The sequence below is a fragment of the Paenibacillus sp. HGH0039 genome (genome assembly GCF_000411255.1).
Classification (GTDB): Bacteria; Bacillota; Bacilli; order Paenibacillales; family NBRC-103111; genus Paenibacillus_F.
On sequence record NZ_KE150413.1, the window covers coordinates 703273 to 725523 of the forward strand.

At 57.4% G+C, this 22251-nt stretch carries 25 protein-coding genes; 24 read left to right on the forward strand and 1 reads right to left on the reverse strand.

Translation table 11 applies throughout. The annotated features are described in order from the left end of the window. Positions 1 to 118: 118 nt before the first annotated feature. Positions 119 to 925 carry a phytanoyl-CoA dioxygenase family protein gene (locus HMPREF1207_RS17460; protein ID WP_016423847.1) on the reverse strand — a complete coding sequence of 269 codons (807 nt, stop codon included), beginning with the start codon at positions 923 to 925 and terminating at the stop codon, positions 119 to 121. Between the two features lie 177 nt (positions 926 to 1102). On the opposite strand from HMPREF1207_RS17460, the gene HMPREF1207_RS17465 reads away from it, so the two are divergent. The 24 genes from HMPREF1207_RS17465 (at position 1103) to HMPREF1207_RS17580 (ending at position 22248) form a co-directional block, all read left to right on the forward strand. Further along, positions 1103 to 3079, forward strand: coding sequence for a carbamoyltransferase C-terminal domain-containing protein (locus HMPREF1207_RS17465; protein WP_231392111.1), 1977 nt, complete (start codon positions 1103 to 1105; stop codon positions 3077 to 3079). Between the two features lie 29 nt (positions 3080 to 3108). Continuing rightward, a complete protein-coding gene (locus HMPREF1207_RS17470; RefSeq protein ID WP_009673066.1) occupies positions 3109 to 3900 on the forward strand; it encodes a phytanoyl-CoA dioxygenase family protein in 792 nt (263 codons plus the stop codon). Between the two features lie 3 nt (positions 3901 to 3903). After that, positions 3904 to 4737: a phytanoyl-CoA dioxygenase family protein gene (locus HMPREF1207_RS17475; protein ID WP_009673055.1), complete on the forward strand. Its 834-nt coding sequence runs from the start codon at positions 3904 to 3906 to the stop codon at positions 4735 to 4737. A 29-nt stretch (positions 4738 to 4766) separates the two neighbouring features. Then, positions 4767 to 6032 carry a tRNA ligase class II core domain (G, H, P, S and T) gene (locus HMPREF1207_RS17480; RefSeq protein ID WP_009673051.1) on the forward strand — a complete coding sequence of 422 codons (1266 nt, stop codon included), beginning with the start codon at positions 4767 to 4769 and terminating at the stop codon, positions 6030 to 6032. A 2-nt stretch (positions 6033 to 6034) separates the two neighbouring features. Then, a complete protein-coding gene (locus HMPREF1207_RS17485) occupies positions 6035 to 7060 on the forward strand; it encodes a hypothetical protein (protein ID WP_009673048.1) in 1026 nt (341 codons plus the stop codon). A gap of 25 nt (positions 7061 to 7085) precedes the next feature. After that, positions 7086 to 7337, forward strand: a complete 252-nt coding sequence (locus tag HMPREF1207_RS17490) for an acyl carrier protein (protein WP_009673053.1) — start codon at positions 7086 to 7088, stop codon at positions 7335 to 7337. A gap of 130 nt (positions 7338 to 7467) precedes the next feature. Further along, entirely contained in the window at positions 7468 to 8001 is a 534-nt protein-coding gene (locus HMPREF1207_RS17495) for a hypothetical protein (RefSeq protein WP_009673049.1), read from the forward strand. Positions 8002 to 8079: 78 nt separating this feature from the next. Beyond that, the gene (locus HMPREF1207_RS17500) at positions 8080 to 9258 is read left to right on the forward strand and encodes an NAD(P)/FAD-dependent oxidoreductase (protein WP_009673052.1); all 1179 of its coding nucleotides are present in this window, start codon (positions 8080 to 8082) and stop codon (positions 9256 to 9258) included. Beyond that, the gene (locus tag HMPREF1207_RS17505) at positions 9251 to 10189 is read left to right on the forward strand and encodes a PDZ domain-containing protein (protein WP_009673057.1); all 939 of its coding nucleotides are present in this window, start codon (positions 9251 to 9253) and stop codon (positions 10187 to 10189) included. The genes HMPREF1207_RS17500 and HMPREF1207_RS17505 overlap by 8 nt, the downstream gene beginning before the upstream one ends. Before the next feature lie 21 nt (positions 10190 to 10210). Next, on the forward strand, positions 10211 to 11062 hold the full coding sequence (locus HMPREF1207_RS17510; protein WP_009673054.1) for a phytanoyl-CoA dioxygenase family protein: 852 nt from the start codon (positions 10211 to 10213) through the stop codon (positions 11060 to 11062). 1 nt (position 11063) lies between these two features. Continuing rightward, the gene (locus HMPREF1207_RS17515) at positions 11064 to 11888 is read left to right on the forward strand and encodes a phytanoyl-CoA dioxygenase family protein (RefSeq protein ID WP_009673062.1); all 825 of its coding nucleotides are present in this window, start codon (positions 11064 to 11066) and stop codon (positions 11886 to 11888) included. Beyond that, entirely contained in the window at positions 11885 to 12682 is a 798-nt protein-coding gene (locus HMPREF1207_RS17520) for a phytanoyl-CoA dioxygenase family protein (protein ID WP_009673047.1), read from the forward strand. The genes HMPREF1207_RS17515 and HMPREF1207_RS17520 overlap by 4 nt, the downstream gene beginning before the upstream one ends. A gap of 14 nt (positions 12683 to 12696) precedes the next feature. Then, the gene (locus HMPREF1207_RS17525) at positions 12697 to 13545 is read left to right on the forward strand and encodes a phytanoyl-CoA dioxygenase family protein (protein ID WP_009673063.1); all 849 of its coding nucleotides are present in this window, start codon (positions 12697 to 12699) and stop codon (positions 13543 to 13545) included. Positions 13546 to 13633: 88 nt separating this feature from the next. After that, positions 13634 to 13873 (forward strand): acyl carrier protein, encoded by a 240-nt coding sequence (locus HMPREF1207_RS17530; RefSeq protein WP_009673065.1) that lies wholly within the window; start codon positions 13634 to 13636, stop codon positions 13871 to 13873. Next, positions 13870 to 14310, forward strand: coding sequence for a 3-hydroxyacyl-ACP dehydratase FabZ family protein (locus tag HMPREF1207_RS17535; protein WP_009673068.1), 441 nt, complete (start codon positions 13870 to 13872; stop codon positions 14308 to 14310). The genes HMPREF1207_RS17530 and HMPREF1207_RS17535 overlap by 4 nt, the downstream gene beginning before the upstream one ends. Before the next feature lie 17 nt (positions 14311 to 14327). Next, a complete protein-coding gene (locus HMPREF1207_RS17540; RefSeq protein ID WP_009673060.1) occupies positions 14328 to 14747 on the forward strand; it encodes a 3-hydroxyacyl-ACP dehydratase FabZ family protein in 420 nt (139 codons plus the stop codon). Beyond that, positions 14734 to 15537 (forward strand): alpha/beta hydrolase, encoded by an 804-nt coding sequence (locus HMPREF1207_RS17545; protein WP_009673058.1) that lies wholly within the window; start codon positions 14734 to 14736, stop codon positions 15535 to 15537. Before HMPREF1207_RS17540 ends, HMPREF1207_RS17545 begins: the two co-directional genes overlap by 14 nt. Before the next feature lie 3 nt (positions 15538 to 15540). Beyond that, a complete protein-coding gene (locus HMPREF1207_RS17550) occupies positions 15541 to 16407 on the forward strand; it encodes an alpha/beta hydrolase (RefSeq protein ID WP_009673050.1) in 867 nt (288 codons plus the stop codon). Further along, positions 16407 to 17375 (forward strand): hypothetical protein, encoded by a 969-nt coding sequence (locus HMPREF1207_RS17555; protein WP_009673064.1) that lies wholly within the window; start codon positions 16407 to 16409, stop codon positions 17373 to 17375. Before HMPREF1207_RS17550 ends, HMPREF1207_RS17555 begins: the two co-directional genes overlap by 1 nt. Before the next feature lie 8 nt (positions 17376 to 17383). Then, entirely contained in the window at positions 17384 to 18481 is a 1098-nt protein-coding gene (locus HMPREF1207_RS17560; RefSeq protein ID WP_016423848.1) for an aminopeptidase, read from the forward strand. Positions 18482 to 18496: 15 nt separating this feature from the next. Further along, a complete protein-coding gene (locus HMPREF1207_RS17565) occupies positions 18497 to 19663 on the forward strand; it encodes a glycosyltransferase (protein WP_009671730.1) in 1167 nt (388 codons plus the stop codon). A gap of 12 nt (positions 19664 to 19675) precedes the next feature. Then, positions 19676 to 19909, forward strand: a complete 234-nt coding sequence (locus tag HMPREF1207_RS17570; protein WP_009671731.1) for a phosphopantetheine-binding protein — start codon at positions 19676 to 19678, stop codon at positions 19907 to 19909. Positions 19910 to 20006: 97 nt separating this feature from the next. Next, on the forward strand, positions 20007 to 20798 hold the full coding sequence (locus HMPREF1207_RS17575) for a phytanoyl-CoA dioxygenase family protein (protein ID WP_016423849.1): 792 nt from the start codon (positions 20007 to 20009) through the stop codon (positions 20796 to 20798). 16 nt (positions 20799 to 20814) lie between these two features. Next, positions 20815 to 22248: a class I adenylate-forming enzyme family protein gene (locus HMPREF1207_RS17580; RefSeq protein WP_016423850.1), complete on the forward strand. Its 1434-nt coding sequence runs from the start codon at positions 20815 to 20817 to the stop codon at positions 22246 to 22248. Positions 22249 to 22251: the final 3 nt, after the last annotated feature.

Consider the following 22251-nt stretch of genomic DNA (forward strand, 5'->3'; position numbering starts at 1 on the left):
GAACAAAGAAGCTTCCAGGCCCGCATCGCGCAGCGGGACGGGAAGCTTCTTTTAGGTTCGAATCCGTGTTAAAGGCATCCGTTGAAAAGGATCACAGATTGACTTCGGGGACGGCTCCTTAGCTGTCTTTTGTATACACGAGCGGGTTAAAAGGGGTGTCCGCCGTCTCGCCCGTCTTCTGCCCCCCGAAGTATTGGTTGAGATGTCCGGTAGGATCGGTCCCGAAAGGGTTGACGATCACGGCTCCGTCCTCGTAATACATCATCGTCATGGCTTCACGGGTATCGCGCGTATCGTTGGGCGGGGCATTGTGAAGCGTCCAGCCCGCGTGAAAGGTCACGTCTCCGAGTCCGATTCCGCCGTAAGTCATCTCTTCCAGCCCGAGTCTGTACGCCGCTTTCAGGTTCTGCTTGGCGGTTTTTCCGCGATTATCGAGCGTATGGGACCGCGAAATAAAGTGAAGCGAACCCGTGGAAGCGGTAACCTCCCGGAGAGGAATCCAGGCTGTAATGGATCGGTCCGTGTCGAGAAGCATGTAGTTGTTATCTTGATGCATGGGCGTTGCGGCCGCACCGGGCTGTTTGAAGAAGGCGGAGTCCCGGTAAATCCGGACGCCTTCCACGCCCATCAGGTCGGCGGCGATCTTGGCTAGCCGGCGGGAAGCGGTGAAGCGCCCGACATCGGGGTGGCGGAGACGCAAATTGACCGTGCCGGAATCGTCCGGACCGGAGGAAGGGATCGTATTGGTCATGTAATCGCGGATGGCTTCCAGAATGCAGGGCCGGTAGGCCGTAATTTCCGCAGGGGTGAGAACCTCTTTCAAACAGATATGCCCATTGGCTCTGAAATAACGGATCTGCTCCTGCGTCAGCGTGTAACCGGACGATAAATCCGGCAGGACTTTGTTTGCGGATTCGGATTCCAACTGAATACCTCCTTGTGCGCGTTTACTTTTTTTCTATTATAAAATCCGGTCCGTTCCGGGCCTCAGGTTTTCTTGTCCGGTTGACGCCGTAAAAACGAAACGGGAAAGAATGTCCGATTAACGAGCAAGAAGATCAGATTGTCCGTTCCACGGCGTTGTTAGAATGGAAATAAGTTCATGTGGCGAGGTGAAAGCATGCAGGACGGTTACTATCTTTCCACCTATTTTCATATCGGCCCCCTGGATTATTTGACGGGGACTTGTATCCGGCACGACCCCAATATGGCCCTGTTCCGCAAGGAGGGCGGCGATATCCGGCTTATTCGCTATTGGGAGCTGGAGAGATTCACGGGGCGCAAGCAGCACAGGCAGTCTTTCTACAGTCTTGAGCATGCCGCAGGAGTCGTCGACGAATTGCTCGGCCCGCTCGGCCTGTCCTTGGAAGACATGACGGAAGTGTGGGGCACGCCCGGGCTGGCTACGTGTTCGGATTACCACTCCCTGGACGATTACCCGGACTTGTCCTATCACAGCATCTCCCATCTGTTCTCGGCCGTAATGGCGGACAGCAGGCTGTTCTATGAAGGAAATGTGCTCGGGCTGGCCGTCGACGGCATCCCGGATGACGTGGTGGACAGGGAGACAGGGAACAAACCGTTTTTTGCCGGATGCCTGGTGCGCAGCGGGAAGCTGGAGCTGTTTCCGGTGCAGTCCCCCGGTCCGCTGTGGGATTGGTCCAGCACGTATTACAACCTGAGAGAAGGCACGCTGATGGCGCTTGCCTATGCTTCCGAAAGCGCCGTAAATCCTGTTCCTCTGGAGCTTCCACCGGCCTACGACCGGAATTTCAACATCTGGGAGCATGATTATTTACGGCCTCTCATCGAAGCTGCGGACAAGCTTTGCGAGAGGGATGCGCGGGAAAACCCTGCTTATACGGGCTTCGATCCCCGCTTCACGGAGAGAGAGAACAAGATTTCCGCCGTGATGAAGCAGGTGCAGGCGGCATCCATCGCCCTGATGGAGCGGAATGTGGAAGCCATTCTCGACTCATACGGCGTCAAGCCGGAAGAGACCTATCTCGCTCTGGCCGGCGGTTATGCGCTGAATTGCCCGACGAACAGCCACCTCATGCGCAAGTACGGGTTTAAAGGCATGATTGCACCGCCCTGCGTAAACGATTCGGGTCTGTCGCTCGGCATGGGCCTGTATGCGTTTTACCGCAAAATGTCCCCGGCGCGCATCCGGTTCCGGCTCGGTCACGCCTACCATGGCGCATCAGGGTCCGCGCTGGAGGAAGTCCTCCAGTCCGGCGCCTTCGCCGGCTGCATCGGGAGCGTAACCCCGCTGGAAGAAAGCCGGGCGGCCGAAGATCTGTGCCATGCGCCTGTCGTCTGGTTCGACGGACCGGCGGAAATGGGGCCCAGAGCGCTTGGCGCCCGTTCTCTTCTCGGGGACCCGAGGACATCGGCGGCGAAGGATGCGCTGAATACCGTCAAGCAGAGAGAATGGTGGCGCCCGGTCGCGCCCGTTATTCTTGCCGGCGAGGTAGGGGAGTGGTTCGAGGAAGGCTGCCCGTCGCCCTATATGCTCCATACTTTCCGCGTAAAGGCGGAGAAGCGGGAGCTAATCCCGGCCGTTATTCATCTGGACGGCACGGCAAGGGTTCAGACGGTGGAAGATGCTCCCCCTACCCGGAATCTGTACAGGCTGCTCCGGGCTTTTAAGGAAGCGACCGGCGTTCCGGTTCTGTGCAATACTTCCCTGAACGGCAAAGGAGAACCGATCATCCAGGATATCGGGGAAGCGCTGCATTTCGCTCTGGTGAAGGGCATCGAAGTGGCGTATATCAACGGCAGGCGCGTTCAGTTGGTCAACCATGGCAGCTACCGGGCCCGGGCGGGGAACGCCGCTTTTCCGCGACAAATCGAATTCAGCCCGATGAGTCCCGAAGAGAGAGATGCTGCGATGCTGCGGCACAATCCTCACCGAATTCCCCTGGAGATCCTGAAGTTTTATATGGAACGGATCGAAAGAGGCGGCATCAAGCGCTACGATCTGACCGATCCGAAGCAGGCCCGCCGGCTGATCCGGGAGGTCCAGCTGCACCGGTCGAGGCCGGGAGAACGGGAATTTTGCGATCCTGAAGCCTAGTCATTTTATTCATCCGAAGGAGGCTGTTTATGACGGCATATTCATTAAGCGTGCAGGAGAAACAATTTTTTGCCGAGGAAGGCTATCTGGTGCTGAAAGGCGTGTATTCGCCGGAAGAAGTGAACGCTTTGAAGGAGGAATACCATAAGGCCTGGCTGGATTCGATTCTCGACAAGAAAATCGTACAGGACCCGGAGAAGCCGTTAATGAGCTTGTTTCCGCGCATGAAGGATCTGCATAAAGATCATGCCCTTGTACACGAGTTTGTTTTTAAAGAGGAGGCTTTAGCCGCCCTGGAAGAGTTGACCGGGGAGGAAGCTCTTCTGGTATCGACCAACTTTTATTTCAAGCCTCCGGGTTCGACGGGCATGCCGTTTCATCAGGACAACTATGGAATCGGCGTCCTTCCGGGCACCTGTTATGCGATATGGGCGGGCCTCGATCCGGCGGATGTGTCCAACGGCGGCATGCGGATTGTGCGGAGGACCCATACGTCGGATCTTCAGGTTCCGGAGAAAGTGTACACAACGGCCGAGGATACCTTCGGCGGCTATGTTCAGACTTTGGCGGTTCCGGAGGAACATGAGCTTATCGAGCTGCGGACAGAGCCGGGCGATATCGTGATTTATCACGGGAATTTGATCCACGATTCGGCGGACAATGGGAGCGAGGTTCTTTTCCGCCATTCGATTATCAGTCATTTCGCCGGGACGAGCGCCGAGAAGACGACGCTTAATTTCAATTATCTGATGAACAAAGAAGGCCAGCGGGTGCGCAAGCGGATGAACGCGGGCGCCAACTTGGGCAGAAAGGGGGAGTGACCGATGAATGAGAAGCTAACGGACGACAAGCTTACCACGTTCGCCGGCGAGGGCTATCTCGTCCTGAGCGACGTGTATACACCGGAGGAAGTCAACGAGTTAATCCGTCAGTTTGATCTGCATTGGGTGCAGCTCACCGCTTCCGGGCAGATCATCCAGAACGGGAACCGTCCGCTCGAAAGTCTGTACCCCCGCCTCCGGGATTACCACCGGAAGAATGAAATCATTAAGCGGTTATCCCTCAAACCGCAGCTGTTCGCTTATCTGGAGCAGCTCATCGGCGAAGAGGCGCTCATTATTTCGACCAGCTATTATTTTAAGTCTCCTTCGACGAGAGGTCTTCCCATGCACCAGGATAATTACGCTTTCGGCGTGTCGCCGGGAACGACTTATGCCGCATGGATATCGCTGGACGGTTCGGACGAGGGAAACGGGGGCATGACTTTCGTGCCCGGTACCCACTCGTTGGACCTGCAGGTGCCCGAAGGCGACACTTCCGACGTCCGCCGGTATTTTTCCGATGAAGGCCAGTGGCTGAAGGATTACGAAACGGCTGAGATGGTGAAGGTTGCCACGAATCCGGGAGATGTTATTTTTTTCAACGGGAATATTGTCCACGGCTCTTCGGACAACTTGTCCAGACACCGCTTCCGCAGGTCGCTGCTCATTCATTTTACCGGGGTGAGCGTGGAGAAGCTTGCGCTTAATTTTAACAATCTGATGGATAAAACGGGCGCCAGAGTGCGCAGAAGGCTCAATACGGATACGAAAATTACCGAAGGCCAGGAATCGGTGTTTTCCATTCAGGAAGCGGATTATTTTGCCGGGTGGAGGTAGAAAGAGGCGTGGAGAAAGCAGGTGACAGGATGCTGATTCGAGTACCGCTCGATAAGGTGGGGCAGGCCGGAGATCTGATTCAGCTCATGGAAAAAATTTATTATCTGTCCGATCGCATTACGAACGTCAGCCGGGATGAGGCGGCTTTGACGATCGAGTACGGGGGTTCGGACGAAGAAGAGGTCGTCCGCCGTCTGGATGTCTTATGCGCATCTCTGTCCGGACGCCGGAAGCTTCCCTACCGGAAGGTGAAGGATAACCGCAGGTATGGGGAGGCCGGACGCGCTCGAGCGCGAACAGGAGCGTCACCGTCACGGGAGCGGGATAGCGAAAACAGTGAAAGCAGTGAAAGCAGTGAAAGCAGTGAAAGTGCCAAGGAGGCTCATGTGTTGCTGGAGCAGGCGCTTGTGAAGCTTCTGCGGAGCCGGGCGCATGCGTACGGGGCGGCTCTCCGCAGATACCCGGCGATGATGCCGGAATCCGTCCTTCAGAAGAGCGGATATATCCGGAATTTCCCGCAGAATGTTTATGCCGTAGGGGAATTCCGGCATCAATTTGACACGATGCAGGAGATCCGTGCCCGGCTCGAGGACAACGCGCCGCTGCACGAGCTGCTGCAGCCGAGCGGCATGTATCTGCAGCCCTGCGTCTGCTACCACGTGTACGAGGAACGGAGCGGGACAAGAAGCGGCGGCCCTGCGGGGAACGGGAGCGGCCCCGGGGCGGCGGGGGCGGTTTCGTCCGGCCCGAAGCTCGCGCTTTACTCCGCTTACGGACCTTGCTTCAGGCATGAGCACACCAGCCGGATAGACGATTCCCGGCTGCGCGAGTTCGGGATGTTCGAGATCGTGTACATCGGCGGAGCGCAGGAGGTAAGGGATATGCGGCTAAAGCTGCTGGAGGACACGTGGCTCCTCTTCGGGCAATTGGGGCTGGAGGGATACGTGGAGACGGCGTCGGACCCCTTCTTCCTGCCGGAGGACACGGACCGCCGGCTGTTCCAGCTCGCTGCGGAGTCCAAATTCGAGCTGCGGTTCGCACCCGGCGGAGGGAGCGCAAGCGATTATGCGGTCACGTCTTTCAATGTATGCGGAGACGTGTTGTGCAAAGCGTTCGGCATAACCGGAGAAGCAGAGGAATACGGAGACTCCGGTGAAGCGGGCGAGGCGGGCAAGGGCGCGCCCCTTCATTCGGGCTGCACCGCCTTCGGAGTGGACCGATGGGTGCAGGCCTTGGCCGAAACGCACGGATACGAGGCCGGAAGCTGGCCGCAGCTCATCAGGGAGCATCTGTAAGGATGGATACGAGACACCTGCTTCCTGTCGCGGAATCGCCGGGTTTCGAGACCGAATGCTACCACAACATCCGGTTGAGTCTTCTGCTTGCGCATGCCCGGACGCTGCCCTGGTACCACAGCCACTTTATGAACCTGACCCTCAAATCGACGGGGGCCGATCTGTTTCCCGTCGTCCGCTTTGAAGAGCATCTCGACGTCTATTCGGAAGTTCTCGAGGAAACGCCCCTTGTCCGCTGTGAGGACTGGGTGGAGACGGCGCGGAAGACGCTGGGCGAAGGCCGCTATATGATCGTGTATTTTAACTGGAGAAACATCCCCTGCTCCCGTTATTACAACAAGCAGGATATGTTTCATGAAGCGCTTGTGTACGGCTTCGACGATGAGCGCAAGGTTTTTCACTTTCTCGCTTTCGACGTGAACGGCAAAGGATACGGAAGCTCGGAGGTCCCCTACGGCCTGTTCGGCCGGGAGATGACCAGACTGGCCGATGAAGATTTGCATGCCCAGCGCTGGTTTGCTTTCTACGGGTTTCCCGCGTCGGTTATCCGGCTCAAAGATGCGCTCGCGTCCCGTCCCGATACCCGTAACATGTACTTTGCCCTGGAGAGAGGCAGGGTGCGGGGGAACGGTTCGCAGGATGAGACGTTTGCGATGGGCCATTACGTCAACGAGGTTCTGTCCCTGTATTTCCGGCAGCTTGCGGAGGGAAGACCTCTTCAGGCTAAGGAATTCATTTACTGGAACATTATCGTTCACAAAATGATTCTCCACAAAAGCCTGATGCTGCAAAGGATTGTTTATCTTCAGACCGGGACGGATTCCAGTCAGCTGGACCTGTTGAAGAATGTGTATATCAAGGCCAAAACGGAGATGGACCGGGCCAAGTGGACGAGCATCAAATATCAGCGGACGAAAGCATCCGTATACCTGCATCAGCTTGCGGACAATTTCCAGACCCTGTATGAGCTTGAGAAACGGGCTTCCGCCATGCTGATGGAGTTTCTTACCTTGTCTCACTTGAAATGAAAATCTGAATCGTCGAGGTGTAAGCATGAACCAAACAGCCATGGAAGCTGTGATTATTGAACATGTGAAACAGATTTTGCCCCAGCAGATCGAGATTGAACCGACCACCAAGCTTCTCGAAACGGGAATCGACTCCATGAGTTTTATCCGGCTTGTGGTGTTGCTGGAGGAAGCTTTCAACATCGTGATCGAAGACGAGGAAATTCTACTTGAGAATTTTACCAGTGTGGAAACGATCCGGAACCTCATTCAGAAATGCCTGGACAGTAAACAGTGAACCGGACGGAACGCACGCCAACAGAAGACGAAGAGGTCATGGTCAAAAGCAGAGTAACCGGCCGGGGGATATGAGATAGTAAAAGTACCCCGGGGAAACAAAAAAAACAGCCACTCAAGGAGGCAAACCCATGAAAACCGCATCGTCCAAAAAGAATGCCAAGCAAGTGACCATGACGCTGGAGAACTCCAACAGCAAAACTTATCTGGAGCTGCTGGACGGACGTTCCGAAGAGCTTCAATTCACTCAGGTAGCACCGACCGAGTTCACCGTCAACGATTCCGAGTTCAGCCTGAAATCCGGCATCAATGTGGAACTGGGCATCAAAAATGTCGATCTTGTCGCAACTTCGAGCGTGATCTGGCCGGGACAAACCATCCGCGTCCGCGGTGGTCTGCACGGACAAGGCGCGGCCATGAAAGCTAAAGCCACAATCCCGTTCAACAAAAAAATGGCGGACGGCGTTCAAGGCGAGTCCTGGCTGTACTGGGTGATCGAAACTCCGGAAGGCGAATTCCACAACAAACAGGCGATTCACATGAAAGGGACCCTGAAAGGCCTGCCTCCGAAAAACGCCACGTTCTATTCGGACAGCGTCACTCCGCTGTTTGACAGCGAAGACAATCAAGTGGGAACCGTATACGGATGCCTGCAATCTAACTAATCGAACGGTCACAGGAGGGGTCATTAACACGGGCCCCTCTTTCTTACTTGAAAATTGCCGTACGAGAAGGAGAATGCGATGTACGACGTGATTATCGTGGGCGCGAGATGTGCCGGAGCTTCGCTGGCTTCCTTTTTGGGGCGGCGCGGACACTCGGTTCTGCTGGTCGATCAATTTCCGTACCCGAACGCGACAACGTCAACCCACATCCTGGGCGAGAGCGACGTGTATGGGAGGCTCGGCATTCTCGGGAAAATGGAGTCCGCCGGAGCGCCTTTCTTGACGCGGATGCGAGTGGATTTGGAAGGGACTGTTTTCGAGTCGGATATAACGGTGACGAAAAGAGCCCTGGGACTCCGCAGAGAACTGCTGGACCCTCTGCTTCTGCAAAGCGCAGCCCGTCATCGGAACGTTGAAGTGCGGCTTAACACCAGAGTGACGAAGATTTTACTGGAGAACGGACGAGCCGTAGGCATCGAATGCCGGAAGAAGGACGGGCAGCTTCAGCGTTTCGCCGGGAAAGTCGTAATCGGTGCGGACGGCCGGTATTCGGCGGTGGCCAAAGGGGTGCGGGCCCCTCTGGAGACCGAGACGGAGCGGCCGCTTCACGGGGTTGCTTACGCGTATTTGTCCGGTGTGCATCGGCTGCCCGTTCCGGCGGTCGAATGGTACTGGAAGGGTTCGTCCGTCGTCCTGTGCAATCCGATCGACGGGCTGATGCACTGCGCAGCCATCATGTATTCCCCCGAGGAACAGGAGCGGATGGCCCGCCTCGGACGGGGGGGATTCATGGAAAGGCTGCTGGAAATCCGCACGCTGGCGCCGAGACTGGCGGAGAGCGGATTGGAAGGAAGCGTCCGGGGAATTCCTCCGGCTAAAAGCTTTATCCGTAAAGCTTACGGCTGCGGATGGGCGCTGGCGGGAGATGCCGGAGCTTTTCTGCACCCGGTGGCCGGCGTCGGAATCGACAACGCCGTATGTACGGCCGAAGTCCTGGCGGACGAGCTGCATGCTTTTTTCACAGGCGCGAAGGAATGGGAAGAAGCGATGCGGAGCTATGAAGAGCAGCGCAACAACCGGATTTATCCGCAGTACCGGCATTCGCTGGCTACGCTGGAAACGGCCGGCGACCCCTTAACGGAAACGTCGGCCGGCGCCCTGAAGATGCTGGCGACTTTCCCGAGTCTGGTCAAGAAAATCGGCCTGCAGGCGGAAGCCGTCATTTCACTTTTATCTGGAGGTCAAAATCATGATTGAATGTCCAACGGACCGTACACGCAATGTCACTTATCTCGAAGCCGCCCCGGAGCAAGTATGGTGGTCGATCGCCACGACGGAAGGGACGAATACGTATCTCACGTACTCTTCTTCTACAACAGGCGATCCCTCCCTGCCGAAGGCGGGAGATGTCTACACGCTCAATTACGGCGACATCGAGAATCAGTCTGTCGTTGTGGAAAGCGTACCTAACTGCCGTTTCGTCCTCTCGGACGCTTATCAATCCCTGGCACCCGACGGCAAAGCGGAAATCTTCTATGTAAACACGGCTTTTACCCTGGAGGCATCGGACGGGTTTGTCAAATTGAGTCTGCAGGTGCAGGGATTCGCCGAAGACACGTACGGGCAGTGGCTGCGCGAGTGTCTGGAAATGGGCTGGCGGCGCTCTCTGATGAATTTGAAGTCGGTGCTCGAATTGGGCTTGGATCTGCGAACGGAATTATTCAGTTATCCCCGGCTCGGTGTAACCAACTGCACGGTGAACCCGGAACAGAGCCGGGAGACGGGAGTTTCCGTGCGGGGCGGAAATTATTTGCTGGAAGTATTCCCGAACAGTCCCGCACAGAAAGCGGGGCTCCGGGCACACGATATCATTCTCGGCATCGGGGGACGGACAACGGCGACCTACGGTGATTTCGTCCGTGTCATTTCGTCTTATTCCGGTAAAAAGGGGCCCGTATCGGTAACGTTCAGCCGCAGCGGCAAGCAGCACGAAACGACAGTCCGGCTGTCTGTCGAAGAGCAGTTCACCGGCTTGAATAAGGAGAGCCTCTCCCTGGAGGAAATTAAACACAGGCGCGAGCTTATCGCGAAAAGCCGCTCGGCATCCGGAGCGGTCTGGACCGGAACGGAGAGCGGCATGAAGGCTGCGGCGGAGAACGGAGAAGACGGTGCAGCGGGAACTCAATGAAACGAAAGGAGCGTGAGGGGAATGATCGGGGAAGAACGGAGTGCGACAGCCGGGCTGGACAGGGAGTACAGCCTTACCGGCGAGCAGATTAGCCGCTACCGCAGGGACGGGCATGCTTACCTGGAAAAAGTCTGTTCGGCCGAGGAAGTACAAGCTTACCGTCAGGCGGTTACGGAAATTTACCCTGCGTTCACGGCCGATTCCTATCCGCCGGACGAACGGGAGTTTTACGGAGTGGAACGGGCCTTTCCGACCGTGATGAACATGTGGGAGAGAAGTTCCAAGGTGAGAACTTTCACCTTCGCCCGCCGTTTTGCCCAAATCGCCGCCGACTTGATGGGCGTGGACAGGCTGCGCCTGTACCACGATTCGGCAATTTTTCTGGAGCCGGGAGGCGGAGCGATTCCCTGGCACCAGGATAGTCCCTACATGCTGCAGATGGACCCGGACATGACGATGACCATGTGGATGCCGCTCGTCGATCTGCCGGCGGAGCTCGGATCGATGCGCTTTATGTCCGGCTCGCACGAGCTGCCTGCGGACAAGCATACGAATCTGCTTCTGCAGGCTTACCGGAAGGGACTGGCCGAGGTCCATTACGGGGCGATGCCCGCCGGAGACGCGACCTTCCATTCGGGCTTGACCCTGCACTATGCGGCGGCCAACCGGACCTCCATCGTAAGGGAGGTCGCCACGATCATTTACGTTGCGGATAACCTGCGAATCGTCGAGCCGGATACCGAGGCGAGGGCGTATCACCTGAGACGGATTTTTCCCGGAATGAAGCCCGGAGACACAGCCGTCAGCCCTTGGACGCCGCTCGTGTTCGACCGGTTTGCAGAGTCCGGCAGCCGGACGGAAAGGAAGGGATAAGATGGAGAACACGCATGGTTTTGATGCGCTGGAGCAGGAATGGAGCGTGTCGCGGGAGGACATCGACGGGTTCCGCAGGGACGGGCATCTGCTCCTGAGACAGTTGGCCTCGGAGGAAGATATCGGCCGGATCCGGGAAGCGTGCCGGCGCGAGATCGCCCGGCTGGACGACGGGCTCAGGCTGCAGGTGATGAACGTCTGGGAGAAGGATGCCGCCGTGAAGGCGTTTGTATTCGCCCGGAAATTTTCCCGGATTGCGGCGGATCTTCTCGGTGTGGACGGAGTCAGGCTGTATTTCGACCAGGTCTTCTTCAAGAAGCCCGGGGCGGGCGCAATGCCTCTGCACCAGGCCAATCAGTTCATGCTTGAGCTGGACCCCGATTCCGTCCTTTCGATGTGGATGCCGCTCACGGATATTCCGGGAGAGAGGGGGCCGCTCTCTTACGTTGCCGGTTCGCATCATCACGAGAAGCTCCGGGGCGCCAAAAATCCTCTCCTCGCGGCCATGAGACTGGGCCTCTCGGAGAAGCCGTGCGGCCCGATGCGGGCGGGGGATGCTTCCTTCCATACCGGCTGGACGCTTCACGGCGCTTACGGCAACGATACGCAGATCACGAGAGAGATGCTCATTATTACCTGGTTTGCCGAAGACGCCCGGATTACGGATCCCGCGGACAGCGCCGGCAGGAATCCGCAGCTTCAGAGTCTTTTCCAGGGTCTGGAGCCGGGCGGCAAGGCGCAGGGACGGCGGCTTCCGCTGCTGTTTTACCGGCCCTACCGGGATGTGGTCAAGCTGGTTCATCAAACGGAGGAGGATGCGGAATGAACGGGGCCGTTCACGATGACTTACCGCCTCTGGGCGACAGCTACGCACTGCCGGAGGGCCTGATCGCACAGTTCCGGGCGAACGGGCACGTCTGCATCAGGCAGGCGGCCTTCATCCATGAAATCAGCGCCTACCGTCCGCATATCATCTCGGCGGTGGAGGGCTACACGGGAGATCGGAGCGTCCGGCCGCATAAGCAGCTGTATATGAACCTCTGGGAGGAGGATACGCGTGTCCGGCAGTTCGTATTTGCGCGCCGGTTCGCCAAGCTGGCGGCGGATCTCATGGGCGTCACGGGAGTCCGGCTGTACCTGGACCAGGCGAACTTCATCGAGCCGGGGGCGAGCGTAACGCCTTGGCATCAGACCGAGGCTTATATGCTGGAGCTGGATCCCGCGCAGATTATCACCATGTGGATGCCACTGGTGGATCTGCCGGAGCCCGGCGGGCCGGTGACCTACCTGTCCGGATCGCATCTTCTTCCGGGAGGCGCATCCAAGAATCCCCTGCTGGAAGCGAAAAGAGCGGGACTCCCGGAAGAGAACTACGGTCCGCTGAGGACCGGCGACGCCGCGTTTCATGCGGGGCGTCTGCTGCACAGCGCTCCGGGGAACGGCGGGGCCTTCACTCGCGAGGTGATGACGGTGACGTATTTTGCCGACGGGGCGAGAATTCTGGATCCCGAGGACAAGTCCGGCAGAGCCCCGCACCTCAGGCGCCTCTTTGCCGGAACCGTGGCGGGACAGCCGGCCGCAGGGCCGCTGACGCCGCTGCTTTACCGCAGGCTTTTTTAAGAGGAGGAAAACAGGTGGAGGATTCTCTTTTCACGGCAAATTTGCACGAGGAGATTGTGCTGTCTCCCGGACAGATAGAAGAATACCGCAGCAAGGGTCATGTTTATGCCGGACGGGTCGCCGCGGAAGAAGACGTGGCGGCTCTGCGCCCCCTGGTGAGGGAACTGGTCCGGACCTGTGTGCAGGAAGACCGGCCGCTGGAGGAGCGCGATGATTTTGGCAGAGCTTTTCTCCAGCTGATTAATTTATGGCAGAGAGACGAAGCTGTGAAGAAATTCGTCTTTGCCCGCAAATTCGCCCGGATGGCCGCCGATCTGCTGGAAGCGGACGGGGTGCGGCTGTACCTGGATCAGATTTTTTACAAGGAACCGGGAGGCGGCCCTACACCTTGGCATCAGGATGGCGCGTATATGCTCCGCTTTAAACCCGACAAGCTCATTACCCTCTGGCTGCCTCTGACCGATATTCCGGACGAGATGGGCTCGCTGCGGTTCATTTCCGGTGCGCATGAGATCGAGCGGATGAAAAGTTCCGGCAATATTCTGCTGGATGCGGTCCGCAGAGGGCTGCCGGAGACCGGCTACAAGGGAATGAAGGCGGGGCACGCGACGTTTCATTCCGGATGGACGCCTCACAGCGCGCTGGCGAATCCGACGGACTCCATGCGTGAAGTCCTGACGATCACGTATATAGCGGAGGATGCGATTATAGCCGACCCGGAGGATAAGGAGGCGCGACGGAAGCATCTGGAGACGTATTTTCCGGGGCGGAAACCGGGAGAACGTGCGGACAGTCCGCTTAATCCGGTTCTGTACAGCAGGGACGGAGCTGCCCGGTCTGCGTCTGAATCCGCGGCTCAATAAAGCAAGAATTGTTTGCAATCGAAGCAGAGAGAAGCGGCGGCGGGACCTTTACAATGAAAGCAACGGAAAGTTTGGAGGGGGAAGCAACGTGTGTGCGAAAGATCAAATACGTCTGTTTTTAAGCGATCAAGGCTGCGGTATGCTGCCGGTCGAAGAGATTAGCGAAGAAAAGCGGCTTTTCGATATGGGATTCGATTCGCTGCGGTTTATGGAGCTTGTCGTGCTTATCGAGGAGCATTTCGGAGTCCAGTGGCCGGACGAAGCGCTGGAAATCAGCGGCAGTACGCAGGTCAGGGATATCGTTCAGGCGCTTGAAGGCTGTTTATGAGCCGCCGCCCGGACTACGGTCATTTGCTGACGATGCTGCCCCATCAGTTTCCCCTCCGGGTGCTGGACGAGGTAAAGGATTATTCGCCCGGAAAATTTCTTGTGGCCGGATGCAGCCCGCTGCCGCTGAAGATCTACTTCGGCAATACGGATACCATTCCGCCTACCCTGCTGATTGAGGGGCTGGCCCAAGCGTGCGTCATCCTGACCCAATTGGAGACGGCGCCCCTGGAGGAAGATGAAGTTCCCCTGCTGGGAGCGATCAAGGCCAAGCTGCTGATGCCCATATCCTGGCAGGAACCCATTATTTACAAGGTAGAACCCGTCCGCATTTTAAGCAAAAAAGCGATCTTTACCGGCACTTTGTACCGGTCGGACGGAACAACGGCGGTATCGGCCGAACTAAGCGTAGCTGTTGCCGCGACATCAAATTCATAATAGGCGGGGACCATCGTATGCCGGCAGAGGCTTATTTGCATGACGCAAAACCTTGGACCATGGTGGACCGGATTATCGGAGAAAGCGATAGGGCCATCTCAACATTGAAGAATATTTCCGGCAGTGATTTTTATTTGATTGGTCATTTCCCTTCATACAGTGTGTATCCCGGTATGCTGATGGTGGAATGCATCCTGCAATCGGCCGAGCTTCTGCTGCGGCGGCAATTGCCCGGGAAACCGGGCGACTGCCGGTTCGGTGAAATCGCTTCGCGTTTCCTCAGTCCGGTCGTTCCGGGGGACTCCGTAAGATTTGACGTCGGCTTTACGGCCGGAGGAAGCGAACTGGCGGCCGTCGGCAAAGTCGGCGGCCGCACCGTGATTCACTGCAAAATGAAACTGCTGCGGGAGGAGGGGGAGAAGGATGAACGGAGATGAAAGACTGGTGGAGCTCTACGACCAGGGGGAACTGGCGGGAGTCCTGCACCTGCCGCCCGAGCACCTCAGACCTTGTCCGGTGATCATCTACTGTCCGGGCAAAAACGGCGAAAGGTACGAGGTGCACCGGCTCGCCGTGAAATTCGCCCGCAGATTGGCACAGCAGGGAATCGCTTTCCTGCGTTTCGATTATTACGGAATCGGCCTGAGCGACGGGCATTATTTCGACATGACGACCTCCGGTAAAATATCGAATGTGCTGAAGGCCTATGAGTTTGTCTGCGGTCATCCGGATCTGCGGGAACGGGAGGCCGTCTTCCTGGGATTCAGCGATGGAGCCAGAATCGCCTTAATGGCGGCACGGGCCAGCGGGATAGAGAGGCTGGTTCTGTGGAGTCCGCTGTTTTTCGAATTCGGCGGGAATTATCCGAGCGGAAAGCATCCTCGTTTTATCCGGCATCCGGAAGCGGGCAAGCTGGTTATGCCGTGGGCCGGCCTATGGGTCGGGATGGATTTTTACCGGGATTTGCAGAGCATGGACACCGAAGTCGCCCTGGAATCTTATAAGGGCTCTTCCGTCCTCGTCTACGGAAACAACGATCCTCTCATCCTGGAGGAAATGGAGCTGTCGGAGTCCCGCCAGTCGGCGATTTACAGGCATTCCGCACAGAATCGGGTAGTCCGGGTTCCGGAAGCGGGCCATCTGTTTACATCCAGACCGCTGGAGGAAACGCTGATGGATCATACGACTTCCTGGCTCCTCACGGAGCGTCTGGTTAGGGGAGGATAAGTCATGTGGAAGCAAAGAAGATTCGGCCGTGATCGCGGTATCTACGGACTCGTGGAAGAACCTGACGGACCCGGGAACGATCTCGTTGTGACGTTCGCGGGATTGGGCCAGGCGATGAGCGAAAAAAACTACCTGTTCTCCAACCTGCGCAAATATTTGGCCCGGAGCGGAGTAAGGGTCGTTCAATTTGACTACCGCGGCCACGGGGACAGCTTCGGAGAACTGGGGGACACGACGGTGTCCGGCATGAAGCGGGATGCGCTCGAAGTGCTTGCCGAAGTTTTGGAAGAGTACCCGGCGGAGAGGATTTTCCTGATCGGCAATGCCCTCGGCGGGATCATAGCCCTCCAGACGGCAGCCGCACTGCAGAAGAAGGAGGAAGCTGCTCCCGTCTGTATCCCTGTACTGCTGGCGCCTCCCTTCCGGAAATTCCCGGAGAAGGAAGCTTTGTTCGGGCGGGAGGCGCTTCAAGCTCTCCGCCGTGAAGGAAAGCTCGACGCCCAGCTTCTTGTGCCGGGCTTCGATTATTACACGCTGAGCGACTTTAACCGGGAGCCGTACGACTTTTTTATGGCTTGGGGCGCCCATATGCTTTATTTGCACGGTCAGTGTATTTCAGCCGGTATGCTGGACGAGCTTCTTGAGCTGGATACGGCCCGTCTTGTCAGAGAATACGGCGGGCCTCTGCACATCATGTGCAGCAGGGAAGATGAAGAGGCCCGGACGATAGCGGAGGCAATGGACCACGTCATTCTGCACAGGATGCAGGGATACCGGTATTTTTACCAGCATCCTGCGGCAATGGACCAATGGATAACCGAGGCGGTCTCCATTGTACGGAGCGATAACGGGGAGAGGGAGAAATTTTAATGGAAGAAACCCGGAAAACAATAGCGCAAACCATCCTGTCCCAAAAAAACGACTGGCGGTTCCCGGACGGCGAAGGATTATCCCAGCGCACGCTTGACTGCAGACAGCTCTGCATGATGGAGGTGCTTAAATGGAAAGGAGAGCGGCAGCTTACGCCCGTTTTCCTGAACGCCTTCGACTGCGAGTCGAACGGACTCATGCTGAGGCGCAGGGAGCCCGAGCCGGGGAGAGGCTGGAGGCTGACAAAATATTCCCCTTTGAATACGGAGGGACTGTATCCTCTGATTGATTCCGTCTTCGATCACGAAGGCTACTGTCTGTTGTTTTACAATGCGAAGGAAGCCGTGTTCTCCTCGTATTACGGGAAGCACGATATCGTTCATTGGTCGCTGCTGGTCGATTATGACGAGGCGGGGGTGACACTGGTCGATGACGAAGGGGCCCCGGCTTTTTTTAACGGGTATATCGGCAAAGTCCCCTGGGAAACGCTGATGAGCGCTCAGGCGAACTCGGAGAAGGGCGGTGTCGCCATCCTTGGACGCCGGCCGGGGTATGCGAAGACTTGGGAGGAAGAATTCCTCTCGCTGGTCCGCGCCTCGGTACACAATATGGTCGATCAGCAGGGACTTAAGAATCTGGAGAACTTCGTAAAGGCGATTGCGGAAAGCCCGCCGGAAGCCTTGATCCCCATGCTGGAAACGCTGGAGTTCGACGTCCACTATTTCCGCCGGTTGAGGGAGCTGTGGAAAACGGCCGTGGAGAACGGCGCCATACCGGAGCGGTACAAAGCCCCCGGCTGGGTGGAGGAGCTTGTTTACGTGTGCAAATCATGGTCTTTGGTTATGGGGGTTCTGGCTAAGTGGAAAAGGCAGCCGGATAAAGACTATTCGGCTAAGCTTACCGATTATCTCGGGCAAGCCCTTGAAAGCGAAAAAGGGTTTTACCGGGAGCTACGACATCTGGTATGAGGTGAATCATGAAAGAAGAGTTCAAGCGGATTGCGGACACGATCGTCAGCCATTCTCTGAGGCTTCGTCCGGGAGAAAAAGTGGTAGTCAAAGTCCGTGGAGATGCGGCGGATTTGACCGAAAGCCTGATCGCGCGCATCTACGAGGCCGGAGCGGTCCCTTTTCTGCAGACAACGGACGTCGAGGAGCTTAAATGGCTGCTGGCGGGAGCCTCCGAGGAACAGATCCGCCAGTGGGCGGAGCATGACCTGGGCCTTGTCGAAGCCATGGACGCGTACATCGGGATTCACTCGGAAGCCAATACCTTCGAAATGGAAGATGCGGACCAGACGCGCTACGGCTATTACGTGAAGCATTATCTTCAGCCTCTGACAATGACAATGGCTTCCAAGCCCAAATGGGTGCTGCTCCGCTATCCCACCCCGGGAATGGCCCAGCAGGCGGGCATCGGAACCTCGAAGCTCCGGCAAATCTACGCCTCGTCCTGCCTGATGGATTACGGGGGGCTCCAAGAAAAGGCGGAGCCGCTCCGGAAGCTGCTTGGGCGGACAAGCCGTATCCGTATCGTCTCGCCCGGGACGGATTTGTCTTTCTCCGTGAAAGGCGTTCCCTCTTTCCTGTGCGACGGCCGCTACAATCTTCCCGACGGAGAGCTGTTTACGGCGCCGGTGGCCGGCTCGGCGGAAGGCCGGATCACGTTCAATGTGCCGACAAGCTGCATGGGCAAAACGTTCGATTCCGTCGCGCTCACGTTCCGGCAGGGCAAAGTGACCGAGTGGTCGGCGGACGATACCGAAGCGCTGAGCGGCATTTTAAAGACGGACGAGGGAGCTTCCCGTCCGGGCGAATTCGGCATCGGGCTGAATCCCCATATCCGACAACCCATGCGCAGCCTGCTGTTCGACGAAAAGATGGCGGGAAGCATTCATCTTGCCTTGGGACAAGCCTACGAGATGGCCGATAACGGGAACACCTCGGGTATACATTGGGATCTCGTTTTATGCCAGCTCGAAGCCTATGGAGGCGGCGAACTTTATTTTGACGACATTCTGATCCGTAAAAACGGTTATTTCGTTATGCCGGAATTGGAACCGTTAAATCCTTGAACGGGAGGGAAGCGGATGGCTCACCTGTTTATCGCGGTCCAGAGGGTTCTGGGACATGTAATTCCGGCCTTGGCTATCGGACAGCAGCTTAAGAAGAAGGGGCATAAAGTCACGCTGGTTACCCACCCTGCCAATAAGGAGCTGGCTGTTCGTGCGGGACTGGCCTTCCTGCCGGCGGAATGGGGAAAATTTCCGGAGAAGTTTATTTATGAACAGGCCCAGGAAATGGATGCGCTGCTTGCCGGCCGGGAAGTCGACTGGATGATTTGCGATTCTTCCCAAGCGGCCCCGGCTTATGCGGCGGAGAAAAGAGGAATCCCCTGGATCAGCCTCCAAACGACGGTTCCTTATCCCGAAGAAGCGCTTCCCGGCAGCCGGACCGTCTTCAACCGGCTGAGGCAGAGCTACGCTCGGGAGCTGAACGGGGTCAGGATGAGACTGGGACTGCCGCCGCTTACCGATGACAGGAGAACGCGGGGAGATCTGGCGGGGCTGTCTCCCCGGCTTCATCTGGTCAACGTCCATGCCGCGCTGTACCCGGAGGAAGGCGGCATTCCGGAACAGTCCGTGTTTACCGGGAGCTGCACGCTTGAGTCCGGAGACCGTGACCGCGTAACCGAGGCGTCCCGGTTAGAGGCGGAACCGTGCCCGGGCCGTCCCGTTGTTCTCGTCTGCGCTTCCTCGACGGAACGGCATGATTCCAGGGAGGTCATGAACCGCTATATCGGCGCGGCCGTGAGTCTGTCGGAGGAGAATTCATTTCATCTGATCGTTGCGGAACATAAGCCGTACGAAGGGAAGCGGCCTCTGCCTCCCCATGTCAGCTGGATAACGGCTTATCCCAATCACGATCTCCTGCTGCCCCGTGCGGACGCTGTCATTACGCATGGAGGCTGCGGCACCGTACAGTCCGTCATGAGGTACGGCGTCCCCATGGTTGTGATTCCTCTCGCATCCGACCAGCATCTTCTGGCCCGGACATGTGAGCGCCTCGGAATCGCCCTGACCGTCGGCCCGGAGGAAGCGGGACGCGGGCGGATCGGACAGGCGCTTCACAGCCTGCTGGCGGAGGGAAACCCGTATACACCACGGGCCAAGGAACTGGCTGCGATTATGGGGCGGGACAACCCGAACGAAACGGCCGTCCGCGCCATCGAACAAGTTCTGCAAAATAATTCGTAAAGGATGAAGCGCATGTTGACCGGAGAAGCGGCACTGGAAGTCATTCAGAAAATCGGCGAGCTCGATAACGTGGAGATGGATACCAATTTTCTGGAAAAAGGAATAGATTCCGTTAAGGTTGTTGAAATTCTGATTGAGTTCGAAATGATGTTCAATATCGACGTTCTGGACGATCAGCTGAATCTGGACGAACTGTCGACTCCCAAACACATTCAGGATTACGTAAACGGAATTATCGCCAAGTAGCGCAGAGCCGCCAGGAAAGCCGAGTAACTCCCCCTTCGACCCTCTATGCTTAAAGAGAGAAGGGGAACGTTCCCCGCTAAACGGGAGGAGGGGTACATTGAGCAAGGGAATCATGACGGGCGAAATGATGGAGCACTACAGGGAAAAGGGATTCGCGGTCATTCCCGGGGTGTTTTCGCCGGACGAGGCGGAAGAGGTCAAGCGGGCCTTGAAAGAAGTATGGACGCGGGGCATCCGCAGCCGCACGATCCTGCAAAGCCTGGTATTTCCGCTGGAAAGCTTATTCCCGCCCTTGAGGAATGTGCATCAGAGCCATGAGGCTCTCAGACGGTTCTCGCTCGATTCCAGAGCCTTCGGGACGGCTGCGCGGCTGCTTGGCGAAAATGCGCTGCTTGTCGGAACGACGGGGTTTTATAAATGTCCGGGGGCCAAGCAGTTGCCCCTGCACCAGGACAATTACGATATCGGGGCCGAGCCTGCTCCGGGCTGCGCGTTCTGGGTGTCCCTCGACGGGGCGTCCCCGGAAAACGGCGGGCTTCGGATGGTTCCGGGCAGTCACCGCCTGGGTCTGCTGAAACCCCGGGCTCCGGGCAGCCGTTCCACCTACGGGCAGTCGGTTCCGGTTCCCGATCGTCACACGGAGGTCGATCTGACCACCAAGCCCGGAGACGTGGTGGTGTTTAACGGCTACACCGTCCACGGCTCCCATGCGAACCGGACCCGGTACGGGTTCAGGAATTCTCTCGTGATGCATTTCGTCGGCGAAAGCGTCAGAAGTCTTTTTGTGCAGAACAGGGAACTTCTCAATTCGGCCGGCGATAACATATTCAGACCCGTCAACAAATCTCACAGCGTAAAAAGGTTGTTTCTGAACACGGATTCCGACTAAACGGGGAGGAGAGGGGATGGATGCAAAGTTATTTTTCCGTCAGCTACTTGACCATTCTGGCCTATGCGCAGTGGATGGAACTCATGAAGTCTCCTACAGCCGAATAACGGAGCTTGCGCAGAGTCATGCGAGGATGCTGGAAATAGCCGGACTCGCGGCCGATCCAAACCGCGGACAGCGGACCGTCGCCATCGACGTTTCCGTCGGCTGGAGAGCGATCCCGCTGTTTCTGGCGGCTCTGAGGCAGAAAGTCACCCTCGTTCCGGTCGATCCCGCCAAAAATCCCGGTTTGACCGAAAATGTGCTGAGCTGGATCAAGCCGGAGCTGTATATCACACCGGCGCTTCTAAACGAAGACGGCGAGCTTCTCTCCGTGCTTAAGCCGGTAACGGCTTCGCCCAGAGAAGAGCTGCGGGATGTCGCGGTCGTCCTGTACACGTCGGGGACGACCGGCCGGCCCAAAGGCGTCATGCTGACCTACGGCAACATTTGGTCGAACGTCGGCAGCATCCTGGGCTACTTCAAGCCGGCTCCGGAGGACAGGCTTTATCTGTTCCGGCCGCTTACTTACGCTTCGGCCTTTACAGGCGAGCTGCTGCCGTCCTTATTCCGGGGAGCAGCCGTCTACTTCCGGCCCCCGGATACGAATCCGCTGAGCACGATGAAGAGCATCCAGCGGGACGGCATTACCATTCTCGGCACAACGCCCACCGTCGCCGCCACCTTCGCCCGTTTCCGGAAACGGTTCGATTTCGGCAGCCTCCGCTGCCTCATGCTGAGTGGGGAGTGTCTGACCGTCAGACAGGCGGAGCTCATTGCCGAAGCGTTTCCGGGCGCGGCTGTCTGGAACGCTTACGGACTTACCGAGGCTTCGCCCCGGATCAGTTGTCTGACCGAGGAGGGCGCCTTCCTGAACCGGAAGGGCTGCGTCGGCAGACCTTTGGAGGGCGTCGAGGTGAAGGTGCGGGCGGAGGACACGGAGGGAAGGGCTGCCGAGGAAGGCGAGGAAGGCGTCCTGTACGTGCGGGGACCGAACGTCATGAAAGGCTACTACGGCGATCCGGCCGCGACCTCGCTGAAAATCAAGGGCGGCTGGCTGAGGACGGGCGACCGGGCCGTAATCCGGGAAGGCGACATCTATATTCTCGGAAGAGCCGATTCCCTGATCATCCGGGGAGGAGTCAATATGGACCCGAGCGAGATCGAAAGCGAGCTGATGAAGCTCCGGGGAATCAAGGAAGCGCTCGTTTTTGCGGATTATTCCGAAGACCGGACGAGAGTTCATGCCTGGATCACTTGTGAACAAGGGGTCCTGATGACACAAATCCGTTCGACGATCATTCACGAGATCAAAGATTCCCGCTTGTGGCCGGATGTGATCGAAATGAAAGAGGAGCTTCCGAAGACGGCCAGCGGAAAGCTGATTCGTCCAATCCAATCTTTGAGGTGAGTT